This window comes from Halarchaeum grantii, assembly GCF_014647455.2.
In the GTDB taxonomy this organism is placed as follows: domain Archaea; phylum Halobacteriota; class Halobacteria; order Halobacteriales; family Halobacteriaceae; genus Halarchaeum; species Halarchaeum grantii.
On record NZ_BMPF01000001.1, the window covers coordinates 245987 to 263927 of the forward strand.

The window sequence follows — 17941 nt, forward strand, 5'->3', positions numbered from 1 at the left end:
GCGATGTGCACGCTCGCCGTCGCGTGGCAGGTGTACGACGACGCGCCGGTCGTCGCCGCCGCGAACCGCGACGAAGCCCTCGGTCGGCCCTCGACGCCGCCCGCCGTCACCGGCGCCGACCCCGCCGTCCTCGCGCCGCGCGACGAGGAGGCCGGCGGCACGTGGACGGGCGTCACCGACACGGGACTCTACGTCGGCGTCACGAACCGCTGGAGCGACCTCGACGGGGAGCGCTCGCGGGGGTTGCTCGTCGACGACGCCCTCCGCGCCGGCGACGCCGACGCCGCACGCGAACGCGTCGAGCGCGAGGTCGAATCGCGCGCGTACGCCGGCTTCAACCTCGTGCTCGCGGACGCCGCGAGCGCCTACCTGCTCCGGTGGGACGGCGCGCTCTCGGTCGAGGCGCTCGACCCGGGTGTGCACGTCGCCACGACGACGGGCGCGCCCGACGCCGAGGGCCGCCGCGAGCGAGTCTGCGACGCGCTCACGACGCGTCGCCCCCGGAGCGCGGCGGGGTTCCGCGGGCGCGCGAAGCGCGTGCTCGCCGACCACGACCGGCGCGTCTGCCTCCACGGCCACGGCTACGGCACGCGTTCCTCCACGATCGTCACCGTCGGCGCGCGCGGCGTCCGCTACGCGTTCGCGGACGGCCCGCCGTGTCGGACGCCCTATCGGGACGCCGGCGGGTTCGCGCGCGGGGACTGACGGGGCGATCCGGCGGCCTCGCCACCGCCCGCGACGGTCAGCTTTAAACCGCTCGCGGCCGCCCTACCGTGTATGAGCGCCGAATCAGGGGACCTCTCCGAGGACGAGGAGCACGCACTCGAGCTGGTCCGCGAGCAGGGGAGCATCTACCAGAGCGAGTTCTGGAAGGAACTCGACGTCTCCTCGCGCAAGGGGAGCCGCATCGCGAAGAAGCTCGCCGAGAAGGGCCTCGTGGAACGCGAGGACGCCGTCCACAACGGCAACACCACCTACCTCATCAAGCCCGTCATCAAGGAGGAGGACCTCGACTTCTCGCTGCTGATGGCTGGCGACATGCTCTCGCCGTTCGTCGGCGAGGAAGAGGTCGACGCGCGCAGCGACGCCTTCTCGCAGTGGATCATGAATCTCGTCTACGAGGACCCCGTCGTCCCCGAGTCCGAGTCCGGACCCGAGCCCGAACCCGAGCAGTAACGACACGGGACGCCCGCCTTCTCCGCCGCCCGCTTCGAGCGAAGAGCTATCGCTCTCGGGCACCTACGGGCCGCAATGAGTACGGTATCGGCAGTCTTCGGCGGATTCGCGTGGCCGGTCGGGCTCGCGGTCCTCGTCGGTGGGTCCTTTCTCGCGGCGGCGCTGGTGAGCGAACTCGGGTTGCGAGCGGCGCGGCGGGTCGCGGCGGGGACGCGCTTCGCGGTCGACGACGCGCTCGTCGCCGAGTTGCGCCTCCCGCTCCCGGCGACGGTGGCGGTGACGGGCGCGTACGTCGCGCCAGACGTCCTCGCGATCCCCGCCGAAGTCGCCTACTACCTCCACGGCGGCGCGCTCACCGTCGCCGTGGCGGTGTGGGCGTACGCGGTCGCCCGCCTCGCGACGCGCGCACTCCGCGCGTACGACGACGCGAGCGACGGCACGACGGGGTTCGCACCGATCTTCCAGAACCTCCTCTCGTTCGCGGCGGTCGCCGTCGCGGGCGGTGCGATACTCCACGTCTGGGGCATCGCCATCACGCCCCTCCTCGCCTCGGCGGGTATCGCCGGCATCGCCGTCGGGTTCGCGGCGAAGGACACCGTCGCGAACTTCTTCGGGAGCATCGCGCTCTACGTCGACGACACCTACAAAGTGGGTGACTACGTCGTCCTCGACTCCGGGGTCTCGGGCACCGTCCTCGACATCACGATCCGCTCGACCCGCCTCCTCACCCGCGACAACGTCGTCGTCACCGTCCCGAACGCGGTCCTCAACTCCGCACAAATCATCAACCACTCCGCGCCCGTCGCGAAGACGCGCGTGAAGGTCCCCGTCGGCGTCGCGTACGGGAGCGACCTCGACACCGTCGAGGACTGCCTGCTCGCCGCCGCCGACGCCGTCGGTGACGTCGCCGCGAACCCCTCCCCGCGAGTGCGCTTCCGGGGCTTCGGCGACTCCGGCCTCGACTACGAGCTGCTCGTCTGGGTACGCCACCCGCTCCACGACGCGAAGACCGTCCACGCGCTCAACCGCGAGGTGTACGCGCGCTTCACGGACGCGGGCGTCGAGATACCCTATCCACAGCGCGTCCTCCACGTGGCGGGCGACGCCGAGGGCGGCGTCGCGGCCGAGTCGGTTCACGCGCCGGACGCCGACGCCGAGGCCGACGCGGAGCGGCCGGGCGCGGCCTGAGAAACCGGACCGGTGCGAGGAAAAGCGCGTCCGTCGCGGCGCGTCAGCCGAGGAGCGCGGCGGCGTCGATGATCCGCTCCTCGCCGAACTTCGGGCCGACGAGTTGGAGGCCGACCGGGAGGCCGTCGACGTCGCCGGCGGGGACGCTGATGGCGGGGAGATTCGCGAGGTTCACGGGGACGGTGTTCGCGTCCATGAGGTACATCTGCAGGGGGTCCTCGACGCTCTCGCCGAGTTTCGGCGGGAGGACGGGCATCGTCGGCGACGCGAGGACGTCGACGGACTCGAAGGCCTCCTCGAAGTCCTGTCGGACCCACGCGCGGGCCTCCTGAGCCTGCTTGTAGTACTTGTCGTGGTAGCCCGCCGAGAGCGCGTAGGTTCCCAGGAGGATGCGGCGCTTCACCTCGTCGCCGAGGTTCTCGGCGCGCGTCTCGGCGAACGACTCGTTCCAGTTGCCCTCGAAGCCACCGGACTCGCCGTAGCGCACGCCGTCGAAGCGCGCGAGGTTCGAGGACGCCTCGCTCATCGCGATGACGTAGTAGGCGGCGACGCCGTACTCGACGGAGGGGAGGCTGACCGACTCGACCTCGGCACCGGCGTCGCGGTAGGCGTCCAGGGCGTCCTCGAAGGTGGCTTTCACGTCCTCGTCGGCGCCCTCGACGAGCTCGGTGGGGACGCCGATGGTGAGGCCGTCGACGTCGCCGTTCGCGGCGCCCGCGTAGTCGCTGTCGGCGCCGGCGTCGTGCGTGGTGGCGTCGTGCTCGTCGGGGCCGGCGATGACGTCGAGGAGCGCGGCGGCGTCCTCGACGCTGTTGGCCAGCGGGCCGATCTGTTCGAGGCTGTTCGCGTACGCGACGAGGCCGTAGCGCGAGACGAGGCCGTAGGTGGGCTTGATGCCGACGACGCCGCAGAAGGCGGCGGGACAGCGCACCGACCCTCCGGTATCGCTACCGAGTGCGAGGTCGGCTTCGCCGGCGGCGACGGCGGCGGCGGACCCGCCGGATGACCCGCCGGGGACGCGCTCGTCGTCGGCGGGGTTGGTGGTCGCGCCGAACGCCGACGTCTCGGTGGTGGTACCCATCCCGAACTCGTCCATGTTCGCCTTCCCGACGATGGTCGCGCCGGCGTCCTTCAGCCGGGAAACGACGGTGGCGTCGTAGGGCGGGACGTAGTCGGCGAGCATGTCGGAGCCGCAGGTTGTGGCGACGCCCTCGGTGGAGATGTTGTCCTTGACGGCGACCGTCCGGCCGTCGAGCGCGCCCTCGGACGCGCCCTCGATGGACGCCTCGGTGATGAAGGCGTTGTGCGCGCCCATCTACGACACCTTCGGGCCCTTGAAGAACCCGTCCTCGGTCTCGGGGGCGTTCTCGAGCGCCTCCTCCTGGTCGAGGCTCTCCTCGACGTCGTCGGGGCGCATGACGTTCACGAGCTCCGGCTCCGCCGCCACGTCCGGAACCTCCTCGAGGGCCTCAAAGTGCTCGAGGATGCCCGCGAACTGGTCGGCGAAGCGCTCGACTTCCTCCTCGTCGAGGTCGACGCGCGCGAGGTCGGCGACGTGCCGGACCTCATCAGCGTCGACGGCCGAATCGCTCATACTCGACTCGTCGGTCCCGCGCTCGTCTAAGCGTTTCGGAACCCCGCGTCGGAGCCATCGCCGCACGCGGCGGCGAGAGCGCCACACGAGGGCGAAAGCCGGCAGGACGCGCCTCGAACGGTCAACAGGCTTATCCGGTGTCCGCCCGATACGCTAGTGAATCGTCGTTTTCCCGGCAACGGGAACGGCAATGCGGCCTACGCCTCACACAGTATGAGTGACTCACGCACACGGGAGCGACGGCGGACGGAATCGGACGAACAGGAGCGCGAGCGGTCGAGCGAGGACGAACTCGTCTGCCCCGAGTGCGGCGGCGACCTCGTCAGTGACGAACAGCACGGGGAGACGGTCTGCTCGGAGTGCGGCCTCGTCGTCGAGGAGGACGACATCGACCGCGGGCCCGAGTGGCGGGCGTTCAACTCCCAGGAGAAGGACCAGAAATCGCGCGTCGGGGCGCCGACGACGAACATGATGCACGACAAGGGCCTCTCGACGAACATCGGCTGGCAGGACAAGGACGCCTACGGCAACTCCCTCTCGAGCCGCCAACGCCAGAAGATGCAGCGCCTCCGCACCTGGAACGAGCGCTTCCGTACCCGCGACTCGAAGGAGCGGAACCTGAAGCAGGCGCTCGGCGAGATCGAGCGTATGAGCTCCGCCCTCGGCCTCCCGAAGAACGTCCGGGAGACGGCGTCGGTCATCTATCGCCGCGCGCTCGACGAGGACCTCCTCCCGGGCCGCTCCATCGAGGGCGTCGCCACCGCCGCACTCTACGCCGCCGCCCGGCAGGCGAACACGCCGCGCTCGCTCGACGAGGTGACGAACGTCTCGCGCGTCGACAAGGACGAGATCGCGCGCACCTACCGCTACGTCGTCCGCGAGCTCAAACTCGAGATCGCACCCGCCGACCCGACGAGCTACGTCCCGCGATTCGTCAGCGACCTCGACCTCGGTGACGAGGTCGAACGCCAGGCCCGCGACCTGCTCGAGGCCGCCAAGGAGAAGGGCATCTACTCCGGGAAGTCGCCGGTCGGCCTCGCCGCCGCTGCGGTCTACGCGGCCGGCCTCCTCACGAACGAGCGCGTGACGCAGAACCAGGTGAGCGAGGTGGCGAACATCAGCGAAGTGACCATCCGCAACCGCTATCACGAGCTCTTAGAGGCCCAAGACGACGTTCCCGTCGAAGCCTGATTCTCTCCCGTTCGACTCCGACAGACGTTAGGCCCTCGTGCGTGCCCGCGTAGGTATGGAGACGACCCGACACTACACCGCCACCGCCTACATCGTCTGCGACGGGGCGACCGCGCTCCACGAGCACGACCGCCTCGGCCTCTGGTTGCCGCCCGGCGGGCACGTCGAGCGCGACGAACTCCCGCATCGCGCCGCCGAGCGCGAGGTCCGCGAGGAGACCGGCCTCGACCCGACGCTCCTCCTCGCAGAACCCGAGGTCGAGACCGGGGTCGTGCGCTCGCTCCCGAAGCCCGCGCACTTCCTCCTCGAGGACATCCACGCCTACGAGGGCGGCGAGGTCGGCCACCAGCACGTCGACTTCGTCTACTTCGCCCGCGTGGACTCGCGCGACGTGACGCCGCGGGGCGACGAGCGCGACGCCGAGCACTGGGAGTGGTTCACGCCGGCCGAGTTGGGCGAGGCGGACCTCGGCGAGGAGGTCGTCCGCATCGGCCGGGAGGCCATCGCGGCCGTCGAGGGCGAGGAGTAGGGCAGGAGGACCTCAGAAGAACTCGCGCAGGCGGTTCTTCACGCGGCGTTTCGCGCCCCCGGCGGCCTGCCGGAAGCTGATGCGCCACGGCGTGCGCTGGCCCTCGACGCTCGTCCGGCCGGCGCGGACCGCATCGAGGATGCTCTCGAGGGTGCGCTCGTCGGCGTCGACGCGCGTGACCGCCTGCCCGACCATCTCGGCGATGTGGGCGTCCGAGCCGGCGGTCATCGGGAGGCCGTGGTCGCGCGCGAACGTCTCGGCCTGCCGGTTCGCGCGCCCGGTGAGGAGCCGGGAGTTGTAGACTTCGATGGCGTCCGCGGACGCGAGCGTCTCGCGCGTGACGTTCGCGGCGACGCCGCTCCGGGACTCCTGGAAGGGGTGGGGGACGACGGCGATGCCGCCCGCGTCGCGGATCGCCTCGAGCGTCTCCCCGAAGGGGCGACCCGCCGGCACGGGCTCCTCGATGCCGAGCGCGAGGACGTGGCCGGCGGCGCTCGTCACCTCCATGCCCGGGATGCCGACGAGGCCGTAGTCGGGCGCGAGTTCGGCGGCGCGGGCGCTGGCGTCGTACTCGTCGTGGTCGGTCACGGCGAGCGCGTCCAGCCCGACGGCGGCGGCCTGCTCGAGGAGCATCTCGACCGGGTCGCGGCCGTCGTAGGAGAGCGACGAGTGGGAGTGGAGCTCGACCGACAGCACGGACGGCGCTTCGGTACGCGGCGGCAAAAACACGCCGGTCTCGTCGCAACAATTACGTGACCCCGACACCTCGCGGGGAATATGCATCAGCACGGAGACAGGACTGGTCGGCGATGACGGCCGCCGCCACGCCGACGGCCGTCCTCGTCGGCCTCCTCCTCAACCTCCAGTTGATACTGAGCGCGGTCGCGTTCGTCCTCTCGCTGATCGCGTATCGCGGCTACGCGGGGACGCCGTGGGGGCGCGTCCTCGAACCGATTCCGGTGCTCCTCGCGAGCATCCTCGTGACGACCGGCATCGAGGGAGCCGTCCCCGAAGCGACGTACCTCCTCGTGTCGGCGGTCTGCTGGACCGTCACGACGGGCGCCGTGGTGCTCTCGACGTACCGAATCACGACGCTTCGGCGGGGGGCGAGCCGATGACGCTCCTCGAAACCGCCACGTTCGCGGTGTTCGGGGTGCAGGTGGTCGTCGTGGTCGGGTGTGCGCTCGTGCTCGGCGCCGTCCTCGCGCGCTCCGCCGACACCTTCCTCTATCCGGAGGGCGTCCGGTGGCTCACCACGACGCTCGCCGCGCTCGCGCTCGGCGCCACGCTCGACCTCGCACAGATGGCCGAGGTCTGGCGCCCGCGCGCGCTGGAGATTCTCGCGCAGTCCGGCTACGCGCTCGCCGCGACGCTCGCCGTCGGCGCGATGTGGTACTTCGCGCGCGACTTCGTCCGGACGGACGACCGATTCGAGCCGGTGGACGAGGTCGAGGACGACGCGGGAGGGTTCGAGGATGCCTGACGGCCCACCCATCCACCCGCCCGAATCGGGCTCGCAGGTGCTCGCCGCGCTCCCCCCGCACGGGCGGGCGCTCGCCCACCTCCCGGAGTCGGCGTTCGAGAACCTGCTCGTCGTGCAGACGAACGGGGCGCCGGGGCGAACGGAGAGCGCCGTCAGGGAGCGCGGCTACGACCCGCGACGCGTCGGCGTCATCCCCGTCACGGGCTCGGACGTCAGCTACGACGGCCCGCTCTGGGTCGCCGACCGCGTGCGTCCGAGCGACCTGACCGGGCTCAGCATCCAGTTCTCGAACGCACTCTCGTACGTCGACTCGGGCGGGTGGGTGGTCTTCGACGACCTCAGCACGCTCTCGATGTACACGGACGCGGAGCAGCTCTACCGGTTCGTCTCCACGCTCGTGAACGCGACCCGGGAGGCCGACGCGACCGGCCTCTACCGCGTGACGAACGGCGTGATGGACGACGGCGTCGCGGCGTCGATTCGCGGGACGATGGACGCCGCCGTCGAGCGCTGAGCGCGCCCCGTCGCCCGCACGAACGTGCATATGGAAACGCATTAATGGCCCCTATCGGTACACGTAGTTGAATGACTCTCGCCGAGTCGGACCGCGAACGCGTCGTCGGCGAACTGGGCCGGGATCCGACGCGCGCCGAGGCCGCGCTGTTCGAGAACCTCTGGAGTGAGCACTGTGCGTACCGCTCGTCGCTACCCCTGCTCTCCGCCTTCGACTCGGAGAGCGAGGAGGTCGTGATCGGGCCCGGGGACGACGCCGCCGTCGTCGAAGTGGGGGAGGACGTCTACGCCACCTTCGGCGTCGAGTCCCACAACCACCCCTCGTACGTCGACCCGTTCGACGGCGCCGCCACCGGCGTCGGAGGCATCGTCCGGGACACCCTCTCGATGGGCGCGTACCCGGTCGCGCTCGCCGACTGCCTCTACTTCGGCGACTTCGAGCGCGAGCACTCGCGCTACCTCCTCGAGGGGGTCGTCGAGGGCATCAGCCACTACGGGAACGCCATCGGCGTCCCCACCGTCGCGGGGAGCACCTCCTTCCACGAGGGCTACGAGGGCAACCCGCTCGTGAACGTCGCCTGCGTCGGCCTCCTCAGTCCCGACCGCCTCGTCACCGCCGAAGCCCAGCGCCCCGGCAACCGACTCCTCCTCGTCGGCAACAGCACGGGCCGCGACGGCCTCGGGGGCGCGTCCTTCGCCTCCGAGGACCTCGCGGAGGACGCCGAGACCGAGGACCGCCCCGCCGTACAGGTCGGCGACCCCTACGCGGAGAAGCGCCTCATCGAGGCGAACGAGGAACTCGTCGACGCCGGCCTCGTCGTCTCCGCGCGCGACCTCGGCGCCGCCGGCTTAGGGGGTGCGTCCTGCGAGCTCGTCGCGAAGGGCCACCTCGGCTGTCGGCTCACCCTCGACGACGTCCACCAGCGCGAACCCGGGATGAACGAGACCGAGATCCTCCTCGCCGAGTCCCAAGAGCGCATGGTCTACGAGGTCGCGCCCGGAAACGTCGAGGCCGTCGCCGAGGTCGCCGAGAAGTACGACCTCGGCTGCTCGGACATCGGTGAAGTCACCGCCGACGGCCGCTACGTCTGCGAGTTCGACGGCGACGTCGTCGTCGACGCGCCCGCAGAGTTCCTCGCCGACGGCGCGCCCCTGAACGACCTCCCGATGACGGAGCCGGAGACGCCCGCGACCGACTACGACCTGCCCGCGCTCGCGGACGCGTTCGAGGCCGTCGTCGCCAGCCCGAACGCCGCCTCGAAGCGCTGGGTCTACCGGCAGTACGACCACGAGGTCGGTGCGCGCACCGCCGTCCGGCCCGGCGAGGACGGCGCGCTCCTCGCGCTCCACGAACTCGCCGACGCCGGCGTCGACACCGCCGACGCGCCCGGCATCGCGCTCGCTGCAGGCGCGAACCCGAACTGGACGGCCTGCGAGCCCTACGCGGGCGCCTACGCCACCGCCGTCGAGAACGCGACGAACCTCGCCGCCGTCGGCGCCACCCCGGTCGCCGCTGTCGACTGCCTCAACGGCGGGAACCCCGAGAAGGCCGACGTCTACGGCGGGTTCGGCGCGATGGTCGAGGGGCTCGCGGACGGCTGTCGCGACCTCTCCGTGCCCGTGGTCGGCGGGAACGTCTCGCTCTACAACGACTCGAACGCGGGGCCGATCCCGCCGACGCCGACGCTCGCCGTCCTCGGCACTACCGACTCGCTGGACGCGCCCGGCACCGCCTTCGCGGGCGGCGGGACGCTCCTCCTCGTCGGCGGCCACGACGAGGGACTCGGCGGCTCCGAACTCCTCGCCGAGTTCGGCGGCACCGACGCCTTCCCCGACCTCCCCGGGGACGCCGGGGCCGTCGTCGACGCGCTCGCCGCCGTCGCGGGCGACGACCACACCACGGCCGTCCACGACGTCAGCGACGGCGGCCTCGCCGTCGCGCTCGCCGAAGGCCTCACCGAGTCCGCGGGCGCGGCCGTCGCGGTGCCGTCGCTCGACGCGCTCTTCTCCGAGGCCCCGGGTCGCGCCGTCGTCGAGACGACCGACCCCGAGGGCGTGAAAGCGGCGTTCGACGGCGTCGCAGACGTCGTCGAACTCGGCGAAAGCGACGCCTCCGGCACGCTCACGCTCGACGTGGGCGAAGAGACGGTCGCGTACGACCACGCCGACGTCGCGGCGTTCCGCGAGACCATCGCGGCGGCGATGGACTGACGGCGACGACGGCCGCCTTTTTGCCGCTCGGCGACGCGAGAGTCGGCATGGCACGCTGGAGGGACACGGACTCGGCGACGCGAACGCTCGCGTGGGCCGTCGGCATCGCGCTCCTCGTCACCGGCTACGTCCACGTCGGCGTCTGGGGCGGGGCGCTCCCCGCGTTCGCGCCCGCCGACCTCGTGGGCGGCGCACTCGGCGGTCTCGCGGGCGGAATCGTCCTCGCGTTCGCGGAGGCGCGCGAGGGACTCCCCGCCGCCACGGGCGCGTGGCTCGTCCTCCTTCTCACGCTCTGCGTCGGGTACGTCGCGGGCGCCGCCCTCGCACCGTCGGCGGCGCTCGCGCTCGTCGTCGCGGCGTGGGCGACCGCGCTCGGCGGCGCGCTCCTCAGAGCCCGAACGCGAGCGGGAGGACGTACGTGAGGAGTGCCCCGACCGCGAGGACGACCCCTCCGTAGGCGACCTGCGTCTTCGAGTAGGACTGCATCGGCGACGTCGTCCGGCCCTCGTGTGTCGTGTCCATACGCGCCCACGCGGCGAGGAGGCACTTTCCGTTTTCGGAGTGGGCCACGAGACGTATGCCGGCGTCGCGCACTGGACGACACGATGCCCTCCAGCAGACGACGGTATCTCGCCGCCGCGGGCGCGTCCGCGCTCGCGGGTCTCGCCGGGTGTAGCGGACCGGACACGACCAGCACGTCGCCGACGGAGGGGGAGCCGGCCACCGACACCTCGTCGACGACCGGGACGTCCGGGACCGCGCCCTCCACAGACGCCGCGCGGTTCGAGGCGAACCTGGTGCGGGACCTGACGGACGACCACCCGCCCCGCTTCAGCGCGACGTTGACGAACGTCTCCGACGAGCCGTTCACGCTCACCTGTGGGTTCGCGCCGCCGCTCTCCGTGACGATGATGCGCGCGGCGAAAGGCGACGCCGAACTGTTCTGCTACCCCGTCGACGGGGACGCCCGCCAGCACGTGCACGGCGTCGAGACCGACCGAACGAACGCGTCGACGACCTCCCTTCCGCCCGAGAACAGAATCGACGGCTGTTGGCGCGTCACCGGGAGTTTCGCGGTGAACGCCATCGCGTTCACGCGGACGCTCGCCCCGGGCGAGTCCGCGAACGTCGCCTACGACGCCTACACGTTGGGACGCGACGCCTGCTTCCCGGACGGGGATTACCGCGCGACGACGGAGGCGTCCGCGAGTGCGGGAGAGACGGCGGGCGCGTCCTCCGCAACGTGGACGTACGGCGTGACGCTCTCGCTCCGCGACGGATCGGTGTCGGGTGTCACCGCGAGCGACGTCACGGCAGTCACGCTCACATAGGCCGACGCCACGGGACGACACCCCGGTGAGTCAGACACCTTTTCAGGGGGTGGTTTCGTACTACTCGGTATGACTCTCACGAAGCGCGTCATCCCGTGTATCGACGTGGACCTCGACGAGAACGGGGACGCGGCGGTCTACACGGGCGTGAACTTCGAGGACCTCGAGTACACGGGCGACCCCGTCGAGCTCGCGAAGAAGTACAACGAGGCGGGCGCGGACGAGTTCGTCTTCCTCGACATCACGGCGAGCGCGGAGGGCCGCGACACGATGTTGAACGTCGTGGAGAACGTCGCGGACGAGGTGTTCATCCCCCTCACGGTCGGCGGCGGCATCCGCGATACCGACGACATCAAGGAGACGCTGCGCGCCGGCGCGGACAAGGTCTCCATCAACACGGGCGCCCTACAGCGCCCCGAACTCATCACGGAGGGTGCGCGCGCCTTCGGCAGTCAGTGCATCGTCATCAGCGTGGACGCGCGCCGGCGCTTCGACGACGAGGGCGAGCACTACGAGCGGGTCGACGGGGAGTCCTGCTGGTTCGAGTGCACGGTGAAAGGCGGGCGCGAGGGCACCGGCATCGACGTCGTCGAGTGGGCCGAGGAGGCCGAGGAACGCGGCGCGGGCGAGCTCTTCGTGAACTCCATCGACATGGACGGCACGAAGGACGGCTACGACCTCCCGCTCACGAGCGCGGTCTGCGACGCCGTCTCCACGCCCGTCATCGCCTCCTCCGGCTGTGGCGAACCCGAGCACATGCGCGAGGCCTTCGAGTCGGGCGCGGACGCCGCGCTCGCCGCGTCCATCTTCCACTTCGAGGAGTACACCATCGAGGAAGTCAAGCAGTACCTCGACGAACACGGGGTTCCGGTCCGGCTGTAAGCCACGCCCGACACGGCGCGGCGCGCGCCGGAGACGGCGCCGCGTTCTTCGTCTACGGGTGCGTGCGCGCCGACGCCGGTAACTCACACCCGAGGCGCCCCGACCGGCTCGCGGCCCGGCCGTCGTGGCCGCGCTCGTCGCGGACGCGTCGCTCCCGAGGACGGACGAGTACGAGAGAAGCGCTCCGATTCGACGTCGCGCGGCCTACCGAGCCGCTTCGAACGCCGTCCGGAACTCGCTCATCTGCTCGTCGACGAGCGCCGCGCCCTGTTCGAGGCAGTCGATGGGGTCCGCGCCCTCCGTCTTCAGCGTCAGGATGGGCTCGGTCTGGCCACCGGACTGCTCGGGGTTCTGGTCGTACGTCGCGGCGGCGACGTCGTCGAGCTCCAGCAGCGCGCCCTTCAGGACGTTCATGAAGGTGTGGTCTTCGCCCGCGATCTCGATAGTCAGCTCCGTCTCCTGCTGTTCGACGACCCGGAGATCCATGTCTTAGAGTTGGTTCTGCGCCGTTTCAACATTGCGGTCCCCCGCGACGACATCGGCGTCGCCGCGCAGGCAACTCGCGGGCGTTTAAGGGCACGCGCGGCGAGACGCGGATATGGTCTCGCCCGCGTTCGTCGCCGGCGCGTCCGCCGCCGTGGCGTGCTGGGGCCTCGTCGTCGTGCTCGTCGCGTTGCGCGCCGTCCGTCCCGGAACCGCGCTGCGCGCCGGCCTCCCCGCCGGGCCGCTCGTCGGCCTCGGCGTCGCGGCCGCGCTCGGCCTCCCGCTCGACACCGCGCTCGCCGCCGCCGTCCCGCTCGTCGCGCTCTGCTCGCTCGCCCTCGTCCGCGCCCTCGACGGCGTGACGAACGCGTGGGGGAGACGCCTCCGCGCGCGCTTCCTCCTCGGCGTCCCGTGGGGCACCCTCCTCTGCGTCCTCGGCGTCGCGGGCTTCTACTGGCTCGTCCAGGGCGGATGGGCCCACCCCTACGACCCGCTCTCGCTCCCCTTCACCTCGTGGTCCTACCTCTACCCGCTCGGTGTGCTCACCGCGCCGTTCGCGCACTCCGGTCTCGGGCACGTCACCGGGAACCTCCTCGGGACGCTCGTCTACGCGCCGCTCGCCGAGTACGCGTGGAGTCACTACCCGCGCCGGCGCGGCGACACGACGTTCTCCTCGCTCCGGACGAACCCCTACGCGCGCGTCCTCGCGTTCCCGCTCGCCGTCGCCGCCGTCGCCGTCGCCACGAGCGTCCTCGCGTGGGGCCCGATAATCGGCTTTTCGGGCGTCGTCTTCGCCTTCGGCGCGTTCGCGCTCACGCGCTACCCCGTCGCCACCGTCGCCGCCACCGCCGCGAGCGGCTTCGCCTCCACCGTCTACTACGCCCTGCGCGACCCCATCGTCGTCGCGTCCGCCGGCCCCTCCTACGGCGGCCCGTGGTGGGCGGGCGTCGCCGTCCAGGGCCACGCGACCGGCGTCTTTCTGGGGGTGCTCTGCGGCGCGCTCCTCGTCGCCGCCCGCGACGAACGCCCCGGCGCGTTCCGCCTCTGGGGCGCGACCATCGTCTACGCCGCGAGCGTCCCCCTCTACGCCATCTGGTGGTATCGCGGCCCCGCCACCTACGTCCTCTATCGCGGCCTCGGCGTCCTCTTCGTCGTCGCGCTCGGCCTCCTCGTCGCCGCCGGCGTCCGCGCGCGCGCCCGCCCGCTCTCCGCGCGCGTTGACCTCGGCGTCACCCGCCGACAGGTCGGCGCGCTCTGCCTCCTCTTCCCGCTCCTCGTCACCGCCGTCGTCGCCGTCCCGGTCAACCTCACCACCGTCGCCGACGGCCCGCCCGCGAACGCCGACGACGCCGTCCACGTCCGCGACTACACCGTCACCTACGCCGAGGACGTCCCGAACGAGCGCGTCGGCGCCATCGACATCGAGCTCCTCAACGAGTCCACGGGCGTCAACGCGAGCGGCGTCATCGTCTCGAACGCGGACAGACACCTCTGGACGCAGGCCATCTCGACGGGGTCGCTCGCGTTCTCCGGCTACGACACCGTCCGCGTCGGCGGCGTCGGTTGGAGCGAGCGCATCGGCGTCAGACGCACCGGTTGGACGCCCGTCGGCGCCCCCACCGTCTACCGCGTCGCGATGACGAACGCCACGGGCGCGTGGCACCCCGTCTACGCGTCCGGGAACGCCACCGCCGCGCTCACGCTCGACGGCCGAAACGTCACCGTCGGCGCGACCCACGAGAACTTCTCGCTCGTCGTCACGCGCGCGAACGCGACGCTCGATAGGGCGGCGATACCCACGGCGAACGCGACGACGCGCGCCGGCGGCCTCACCTTCGCGCGCGACGGCACGCGCGTCGTCGCGAGCGACGGCGCGACCCGCGTCACCGTCGCCACCAGAGAGACCTACGGGTAGGCCCACGTGATGCGGAAGACCTCGACGTCGAGGGCCTCGCGCTCTGCGGTGTGGAAGTCGTACCGGTTGGCGAGGTCGAGTTCCGCCGCGAACGCGTGCGTCACCGCGCCCCCCTCGTCGGCCGCGAAGGACTCGACGAACTCGCGGCTCCCGCCGTTGTGGATCGACCACGAGACGCCGCCGAGGTCGGCGGCCGCCGCGAGGAAGCGCCGGTCCGCGTGGCGGTTCCCGTACTGCGCGCCGAACGGCGGGTTCATCACCACCGTCGGGTCAACGTCGCCGACGGCGTCGGCACCGACGGAGAGCGGGAGGCGGGTCGCGTCACCGCGCACCCACGCGACCGACTGCGGGGGGCTGAGGCGGCGTTCGTTCTCGCGCGCCACCGCGAGCGCGCCCGGGTCGACGTCGATACCGACCACGCGTGACGGGCGGCGGAGGGCTGCGCCGAGCGCGAGCATCCCCGTTCCCGTCCCGAGGTCGACGACCGTCCCGGCGAGGTCGCCCTGCAGGTCTGCGGTGTGGAGGACGTGCGCCGCGAGGTCCGCGGGCGTCGGGTACTGCTCGCGCGTCACGTCGGGGTCGCGAAAGCCCTCGACGGCCGCGAGTCGCTGCTCGAGCGCGCGCTTCATACCGAGTGAAAGTGGGTCCGCGTGGAAAGCCGCGTCGGTGTCGCCTACGCCGACTCGTCGTACCTGCGGTACAGCGTATGGACGCTGGCATCACCGGAACGCAAAGCGTTCCGGTTGGCTAACGAGAGCTTCGCTCTCGTGAACGCCGACGCCGATACTGCTGATGACGAAGCTGATGAGGCCGCCGACGAGCGTCCCGATGCCCCAGAGGAACGACGGGACCGGGGCGTCGTCGACGACGCCGAGCAGGCGCTCGAACCACTCCTCGACGAACGCGAGCAGGAGGGCGCCGACGATGAGCGTTCCGAGGAACGCCGCGACGGCGCGCCCGGCGACGCCGAGCGACTGCTGTACGCCGAACGGGTCGACCTGCTGGAGCGGGAGAACGAGGAGGTCCATGCCGCTATCGAGGGCGGGGGCAAAGCGATTGCGGGCGTCGCGTGCACCCGCCGCTCGCACGCACGCGCCGCGTCCGGCCCCGCGCCCGTCCCGCGATTCGTGTACCGCTTCGACGGTCGTTCGCGGTGCCGTCGGTCCTACGGACCGGCGCTCACCACGTCCCGTGGAAGGTGTCGAAGGAGAGCTCGTCGAGGTCCTTGTTCCCGACCGCGATCTCGTACTCGCCGGGGGTGAGCATGGGCTGCTTGAACTGCGGGCCGTCGTCGGTCGTGATGCGCGGACAGCCGGTGTTGACGTAGGCGTCGAGCCCGAAGTTCGTCAGCCGGTCGGGCGTCACCTCGTCCATCGTCAGAAGGTAGGCGTTCTCGTTGTTCTCGACGATCTCGTTCGCGGTCTCCCAGCGACCCTGCCCGATCTTCGTGCAGAAGATGACGCCCCACTCCTCGGCGTCCATCGCCTTGTGGACCGCGGCGTAGCGCTGCTTCATGAACTTCTCCGTGTCCGCGAGCGTCACGACGTTGTTCACGGGGTCCGCGATGACGACGTCCTTGTCGGGGTGCTCCATCGCCAGCCCGAGCGGGTGGAACTTCCCGCCGCCGACGTAGAGGATCTGGTCGGCGTCGATGTCCGCCGAGGCGTAGTTACAGCCGAGGACCTGTCCCTCGTGGGTGAGGCGCTCGTCGCCCCGGCGCGTGTGGACGTCGAAGCCCCGCTCCTCTAAGTACTCGCGCATCTCGTCGAACTTGTTCATGTGCTGGGCGGTCGTGACGAGGCCGACGTCGCCCTTCTCGAGTTCTTCGAGGGACTCCTCCATGATCGGGAGGACGTCGACGTTCGAGAAGAGCGGGACGTAGATGATCTTCTCGGACTCCTTCATCGGGGAGTGGCCGAAGTGGGCGAAGACGTCCGTCCGGCGCATCATGTACGTGTCGAGGTCGCAGGCGCCGTAGCAGGGCTTCCCGGAGATCATCACGCGCGTGTCGTCCGGGAGGAGGGCCCGGAGGTCGTCGGCGACGTGCGGCGCGCGGCGCTTCAGCCCCTCGGGGAACTGCAGGCCGACCTTCTCGGCGTCGCGCTCCTCGACGGCCTCGACGATGCGGTCGAGTTCGTAGTCCCACGTTCGGTCGTGCTTGAGCGACATCCCAGTGTTCCGGAGGTCGCCCGCCGACCGCTCGTCCTGACTCATTGCCCTCGTGTACTGCGTCGCGCCGTATAACCTCGGCGTTCCGGGTGACGGCTGCCCTCGCGTGCGGCCACGCGCGAACTTGCACCCGCCCGAGTACCCGGCCACGGCCGGGGATTCACCCGAGGGCATGGGGGCAGTCGGAGGAGACGGTGAACGAGGGCGAACGAGCGGCAATCGGTCTCGACCAGGGAGAGCGAGAGCGGCGCGTTCTCCGACGCGTTCCGCGACAGGGGCTGTCGCGACAGCGACACTCGGGCGCTCGACGCCGAGGAGTGCGGACGGGACGCTCCCGGAACGCTTAGGGCGGGCGCACGCACACGTCCGTCCATGACGACGAGCGACTGGGGCGACTGGCTCCCCCGCGAGATCGCGGACGCCGACCCGGACGGCGTCGACGCGTGGTACCTCGGCTGTAACGGCTTCGTACTGAAGGCGAGCGACGGCACCACCGTGCTCGTCGACCCGTACGTCGGCACGGGCAGTCCGCCGCGGACGATTCGGATGATTCCGGTGCCGTTCGACCCGGACGACGTCGAGCGCGCCGACGCGGTGTTCGCGACCCACGAGCACACCGACCACGTCGACGAGGAGAGCCAGGCGCCGATCCTCGAAGCCACGGGCGCCGACTACTACGCGCCGGACGACTCCCTCGACGTCGTCGCCGAGGAGGACTGGCAGGTCGACTACGACATCGGCGACGACCAGCTCGTCGAGGCGTCGGAGGGCGACACCTTCGACGTCGGGTCGTTCACCGTCCACGTCGTCGAGACCGCCGACGCCGACGCCACCCACCCGGTCGGCTACGTCTTCGAGCACGACGCCGGGACGTTCTTCCACGCGGGCGACAGCAAGCCGAGCGACTCCTTCAGCGACGTGGGCGAGCGCTTCGACATCGACGCGGCCGCGCTCGCGTTCGGCACCGTCGGGAACGTCCCGGACAAGGAGACGGGCGTGCCCGCCCGCACGCGCTGGTACAACGACGAGAACCAGATCATCGAGTGCGCGAGCGACCTCCGGGTGGACCGCCTCGTCCCGACGCACTACGACATGTGGAAGGGCCTGACGGCGGACCCGACGGTCCTCCACCACCACGCGAAGAGCTTCGCGTACCCGCGCGACCTCGAAATCGTCGAGATCGGCGACCGGATCACCCTCTGAGGCGCGCCGAGCGGCCGCGAACCCGCACGCCGTCGCGCGCTTCGTCTCGCCGCCGGGCGTGCGCCGGACAGTG

22 protein-coding genes are annotated in these 17941 nt (G+C 71.2%); 14 read left to right on the forward strand and 8 right to left on the reverse strand.

Features of this window, described 5'->3' with window-relative positions; all coding sequences use genetic code 11:
- The first annotated feature begins 3 nt into the window (after window positions 1–3).
- From IEY12_RS01240 to IEY12_RS01250, 3 genes are all read left to right on the forward strand, one after another.
- Entirely contained in the window at window positions 4–705 is a 702-nt protein-coding gene (locus IEY12_RS01240) for an NRDE family protein (RefSeq protein WP_188876867.1), read from the forward strand.
- Window positions 706–777: 72 nt separating this feature from the next.
- Window positions 778–1176 (forward strand): helix-turn-helix transcriptional regulator, encoded by a 399-nt coding sequence (locus IEY12_RS01245; RefSeq protein ID WP_188876923.1) that lies wholly within the window; start codon window positions 778–780, stop codon window positions 1174–1176.
- 75 nt (window positions 1177–1251) lie between these two features.
- Window positions 1252–2364: a mechanosensitive ion channel family protein gene (locus IEY12_RS01250; RefSeq protein ID WP_188876946.1), complete on the forward strand. Its 1113-nt coding sequence runs from the start codon at window positions 1252–1254 to the stop codon at window positions 2362–2364.
- Between the two features lie 43 nt (window positions 2365–2407).
- On the opposite strand, the gene gatA is transcribed toward IEY12_RS01250, so the two are convergent.
- Together gatA and gatC are read right to left on the reverse strand one after the other, a co-directional pair.
- Window positions 2408–3679 carry an Asp-tRNA(Asn)/Glu-tRNA(Gln) amidotransferase subunit GatA gene (gene gatA / locus IEY12_RS01255; RefSeq protein ID WP_188876952.1) on the reverse strand — a complete coding sequence of 424 codons (1272 nt, stop codon included), beginning with the start codon at window positions 3677–3679 and terminating at the stop codon, window positions 2408–2410.
- The gene (gene gatC / locus IEY12_RS01260) at window positions 3680–3958 is read right to left on the reverse strand and encodes an Asp-tRNA(Asn)/Glu-tRNA(Gln) amidotransferase subunit GatC (protein WP_188876959.1); all 279 of its coding nucleotides are present in this window, start codon (window positions 3956–3958) and stop codon (window positions 3680–3682) included.
- 213 nt (window positions 3959–4171) lie between these two features.
- On the opposite strand from gatC, the gene IEY12_RS01265 reads away from it, so the two are divergent.
- Both IEY12_RS01265 and IEY12_RS01270 read left to right on the forward strand, forming a co-directional pair.
- Window positions 4172–5149, forward strand: a complete 978-nt coding sequence (locus IEY12_RS01265) for a transcription initiation factor IIB (protein WP_123076268.1) — start codon at window positions 4172–4174, stop codon at window positions 5147–5149.
- Window positions 5150–5204: 55 nt separating this feature from the next.
- Window positions 5205–5678 carry an NUDIX hydrolase gene (locus IEY12_RS01270; protein ID WP_188876962.1) on the forward strand — a complete coding sequence of 158 codons (474 nt, stop codon included), beginning with the start codon at window positions 5205–5207 and terminating at the stop codon, window positions 5676–5678.
- A gap of 12 nt (window positions 5679–5690) precedes the next feature.
- Here IEY12_RS01270 and IEY12_RS01275 read toward each other — a convergent pair whose 3' ends face one another.
- A complete protein-coding gene (locus IEY12_RS01275; RefSeq protein ID WP_188876973.1) occupies window positions 5691–6374 on the reverse strand; it encodes a PHP domain-containing protein in 684 nt (227 codons plus the stop codon).
- A 113-nt stretch (window positions 6375–6487) separates the two neighbouring features.
- Here IEY12_RS01275 and IEY12_RS01280 point away from each other — a divergent pair, with 113 nt between their 5' ends.
- The 5 genes from IEY12_RS01280 (at window position 6488) to IEY12_RS01300 (ending at window position 10307) form a co-directional block, all read left to right on the forward strand.
- On the forward strand, window positions 6488–6796 hold the full coding sequence (locus IEY12_RS01280; RefSeq protein WP_188876985.1) for a hypothetical protein: 309 nt from the start codon (window positions 6488–6490) through the stop codon (window positions 6794–6796).
- Window positions 6793–7161 (forward strand): hypothetical protein, encoded by a 369-nt coding sequence (locus IEY12_RS01285; protein WP_188876989.1) that lies wholly within the window; start codon window positions 6793–6795, stop codon window positions 7159–7161. The genes IEY12_RS01280 and IEY12_RS01285 overlap by 4 nt, the downstream gene beginning before the upstream one ends.
- Window positions 7154–7675 carry a DUF7504 family protein gene (locus IEY12_RS01290; RefSeq protein WP_188877001.1) on the forward strand — a complete coding sequence of 174 codons (522 nt, stop codon included), beginning with the start codon at window positions 7154–7156 and terminating at the stop codon, window positions 7673–7675. Before IEY12_RS01285 ends, IEY12_RS01290 begins: the two co-directional genes overlap by 8 nt.
- A gap of 71 nt (window positions 7676–7746) precedes the next feature.
- On the forward strand, window positions 7747–9885 hold the full coding sequence (gene purL / locus IEY12_RS01295; protein WP_188877028.1) for a phosphoribosylformylglycinamidine synthase subunit PurL: 2139 nt from the start codon (window positions 7747–7749) through the stop codon (window positions 9883–9885).
- Window positions 9886–9932: 47 nt separating this feature from the next.
- The gene (locus IEY12_RS01300) at window positions 9933–10307 is read left to right on the forward strand and encodes a hypothetical protein (protein WP_188877057.1); all 375 of its coding nucleotides are present in this window, start codon (window positions 9933–9935) and stop codon (window positions 10305–10307) included.
- Here the strand turns inward: IEY12_RS01300 and IEY12_RS15810 are convergent.
- Entirely contained in the window at window positions 10273–10407 is a 135-nt protein-coding gene (locus tag IEY12_RS15810) for a DUF7550 family protein (protein WP_268245991.1), read from the reverse strand. The two genes, IEY12_RS01300 and IEY12_RS15810, sit on opposite strands and share 35 nt — an antisense overlap.
- A gap of 83 nt (window positions 10408–10490) precedes the next feature.
- Here IEY12_RS15810 and IEY12_RS01305 point away from each other — a divergent pair, with 83 nt between their 5' ends.
- Both IEY12_RS01305 and hisF read left to right on the forward strand, forming a co-directional pair.
- Entirely contained in the window at window positions 10491–11216 is a 726-nt protein-coding gene (locus IEY12_RS01305; protein WP_188877076.1) for a hypothetical protein, read from the forward strand.
- Between the two features lie 69 nt (window positions 11217–11285).
- Window positions 11286–12098 (forward strand): imidazole glycerol phosphate synthase subunit HisF, encoded by an 813-nt coding sequence (gene hisF, locus IEY12_RS01310; RefSeq protein ID WP_188877088.1) that lies wholly within the window; start codon window positions 11286–11288, stop codon window positions 12096–12098.
- A gap of 204 nt (window positions 12099–12302) precedes the next feature.
- Here the strand turns inward: hisF and IEY12_RS01315 are convergent, their stop codons facing one another.
- Window positions 12303–12584, reverse strand: a complete 282-nt coding sequence (locus IEY12_RS01315) for a DNA-directed RNA polymerase subunit L (protein WP_123076244.1) — start codon at window positions 12582–12584, stop codon at window positions 12303–12305.
- A gap of 112 nt (window positions 12585–12696) precedes the next feature.
- Between IEY12_RS01315 and IEY12_RS01320 the strand changes: the two genes are divergently transcribed.
- Window positions 12697–14496, forward strand: coding sequence for a rhomboid family intramembrane serine protease (locus IEY12_RS01320; RefSeq protein ID WP_188877103.1), 1800 nt, complete (start codon window positions 12697–12699; stop codon window positions 14494–14496).
- On the opposite strand, the gene IEY12_RS01325 is transcribed toward IEY12_RS01320, so the two are convergent.
- From IEY12_RS01325 to dph2, 3 genes are all read right to left on the reverse strand, one after another.
- On the reverse strand, window positions 14487–15125 hold the full coding sequence (locus IEY12_RS01325; RefSeq protein WP_188877109.1) for an METTL5 family protein: 639 nt from the start codon (window positions 15123–15125) through the stop codon (window positions 14487–14489). The genes IEY12_RS01320 and IEY12_RS01325 overlap by 10 nt on opposite strands.
- Window positions 15126–15215: 90 nt before the next feature.
- The gene (locus tag IEY12_RS01330) at window positions 15216–15524 is read right to left on the reverse strand and encodes a DUF8173 domain-containing protein (protein WP_188877119.1); all 309 of its coding nucleotides are present in this window, start codon (window positions 15522–15524) and stop codon (window positions 15216–15218) included.
- Window positions 15525–15675: 151 nt separating this feature from the next.
- Window positions 15676–16710: a diphthamide biosynthesis enzyme Dph2 gene (gene dph2, locus IEY12_RS01335; RefSeq protein WP_188877131.1), complete on the reverse strand. Its 1035-nt coding sequence runs from the start codon at window positions 16708–16710 to the stop codon at window positions 15676–15678.
- A 327-nt stretch (window positions 16711–17037) separates the two neighbouring features.
- On the opposite strand from dph2, the gene IEY12_RS01340 reads away from it, so the two are divergent.
- A complete protein-coding gene (locus IEY12_RS01340; protein ID WP_188877164.1) occupies window positions 17038–17868 on the forward strand; it encodes an MBL fold metallo-hydrolase in 831 nt (276 codons plus the stop codon).
- The last annotated feature ends 73 nt before the right edge of the window (window positions 17869–17941 follow it).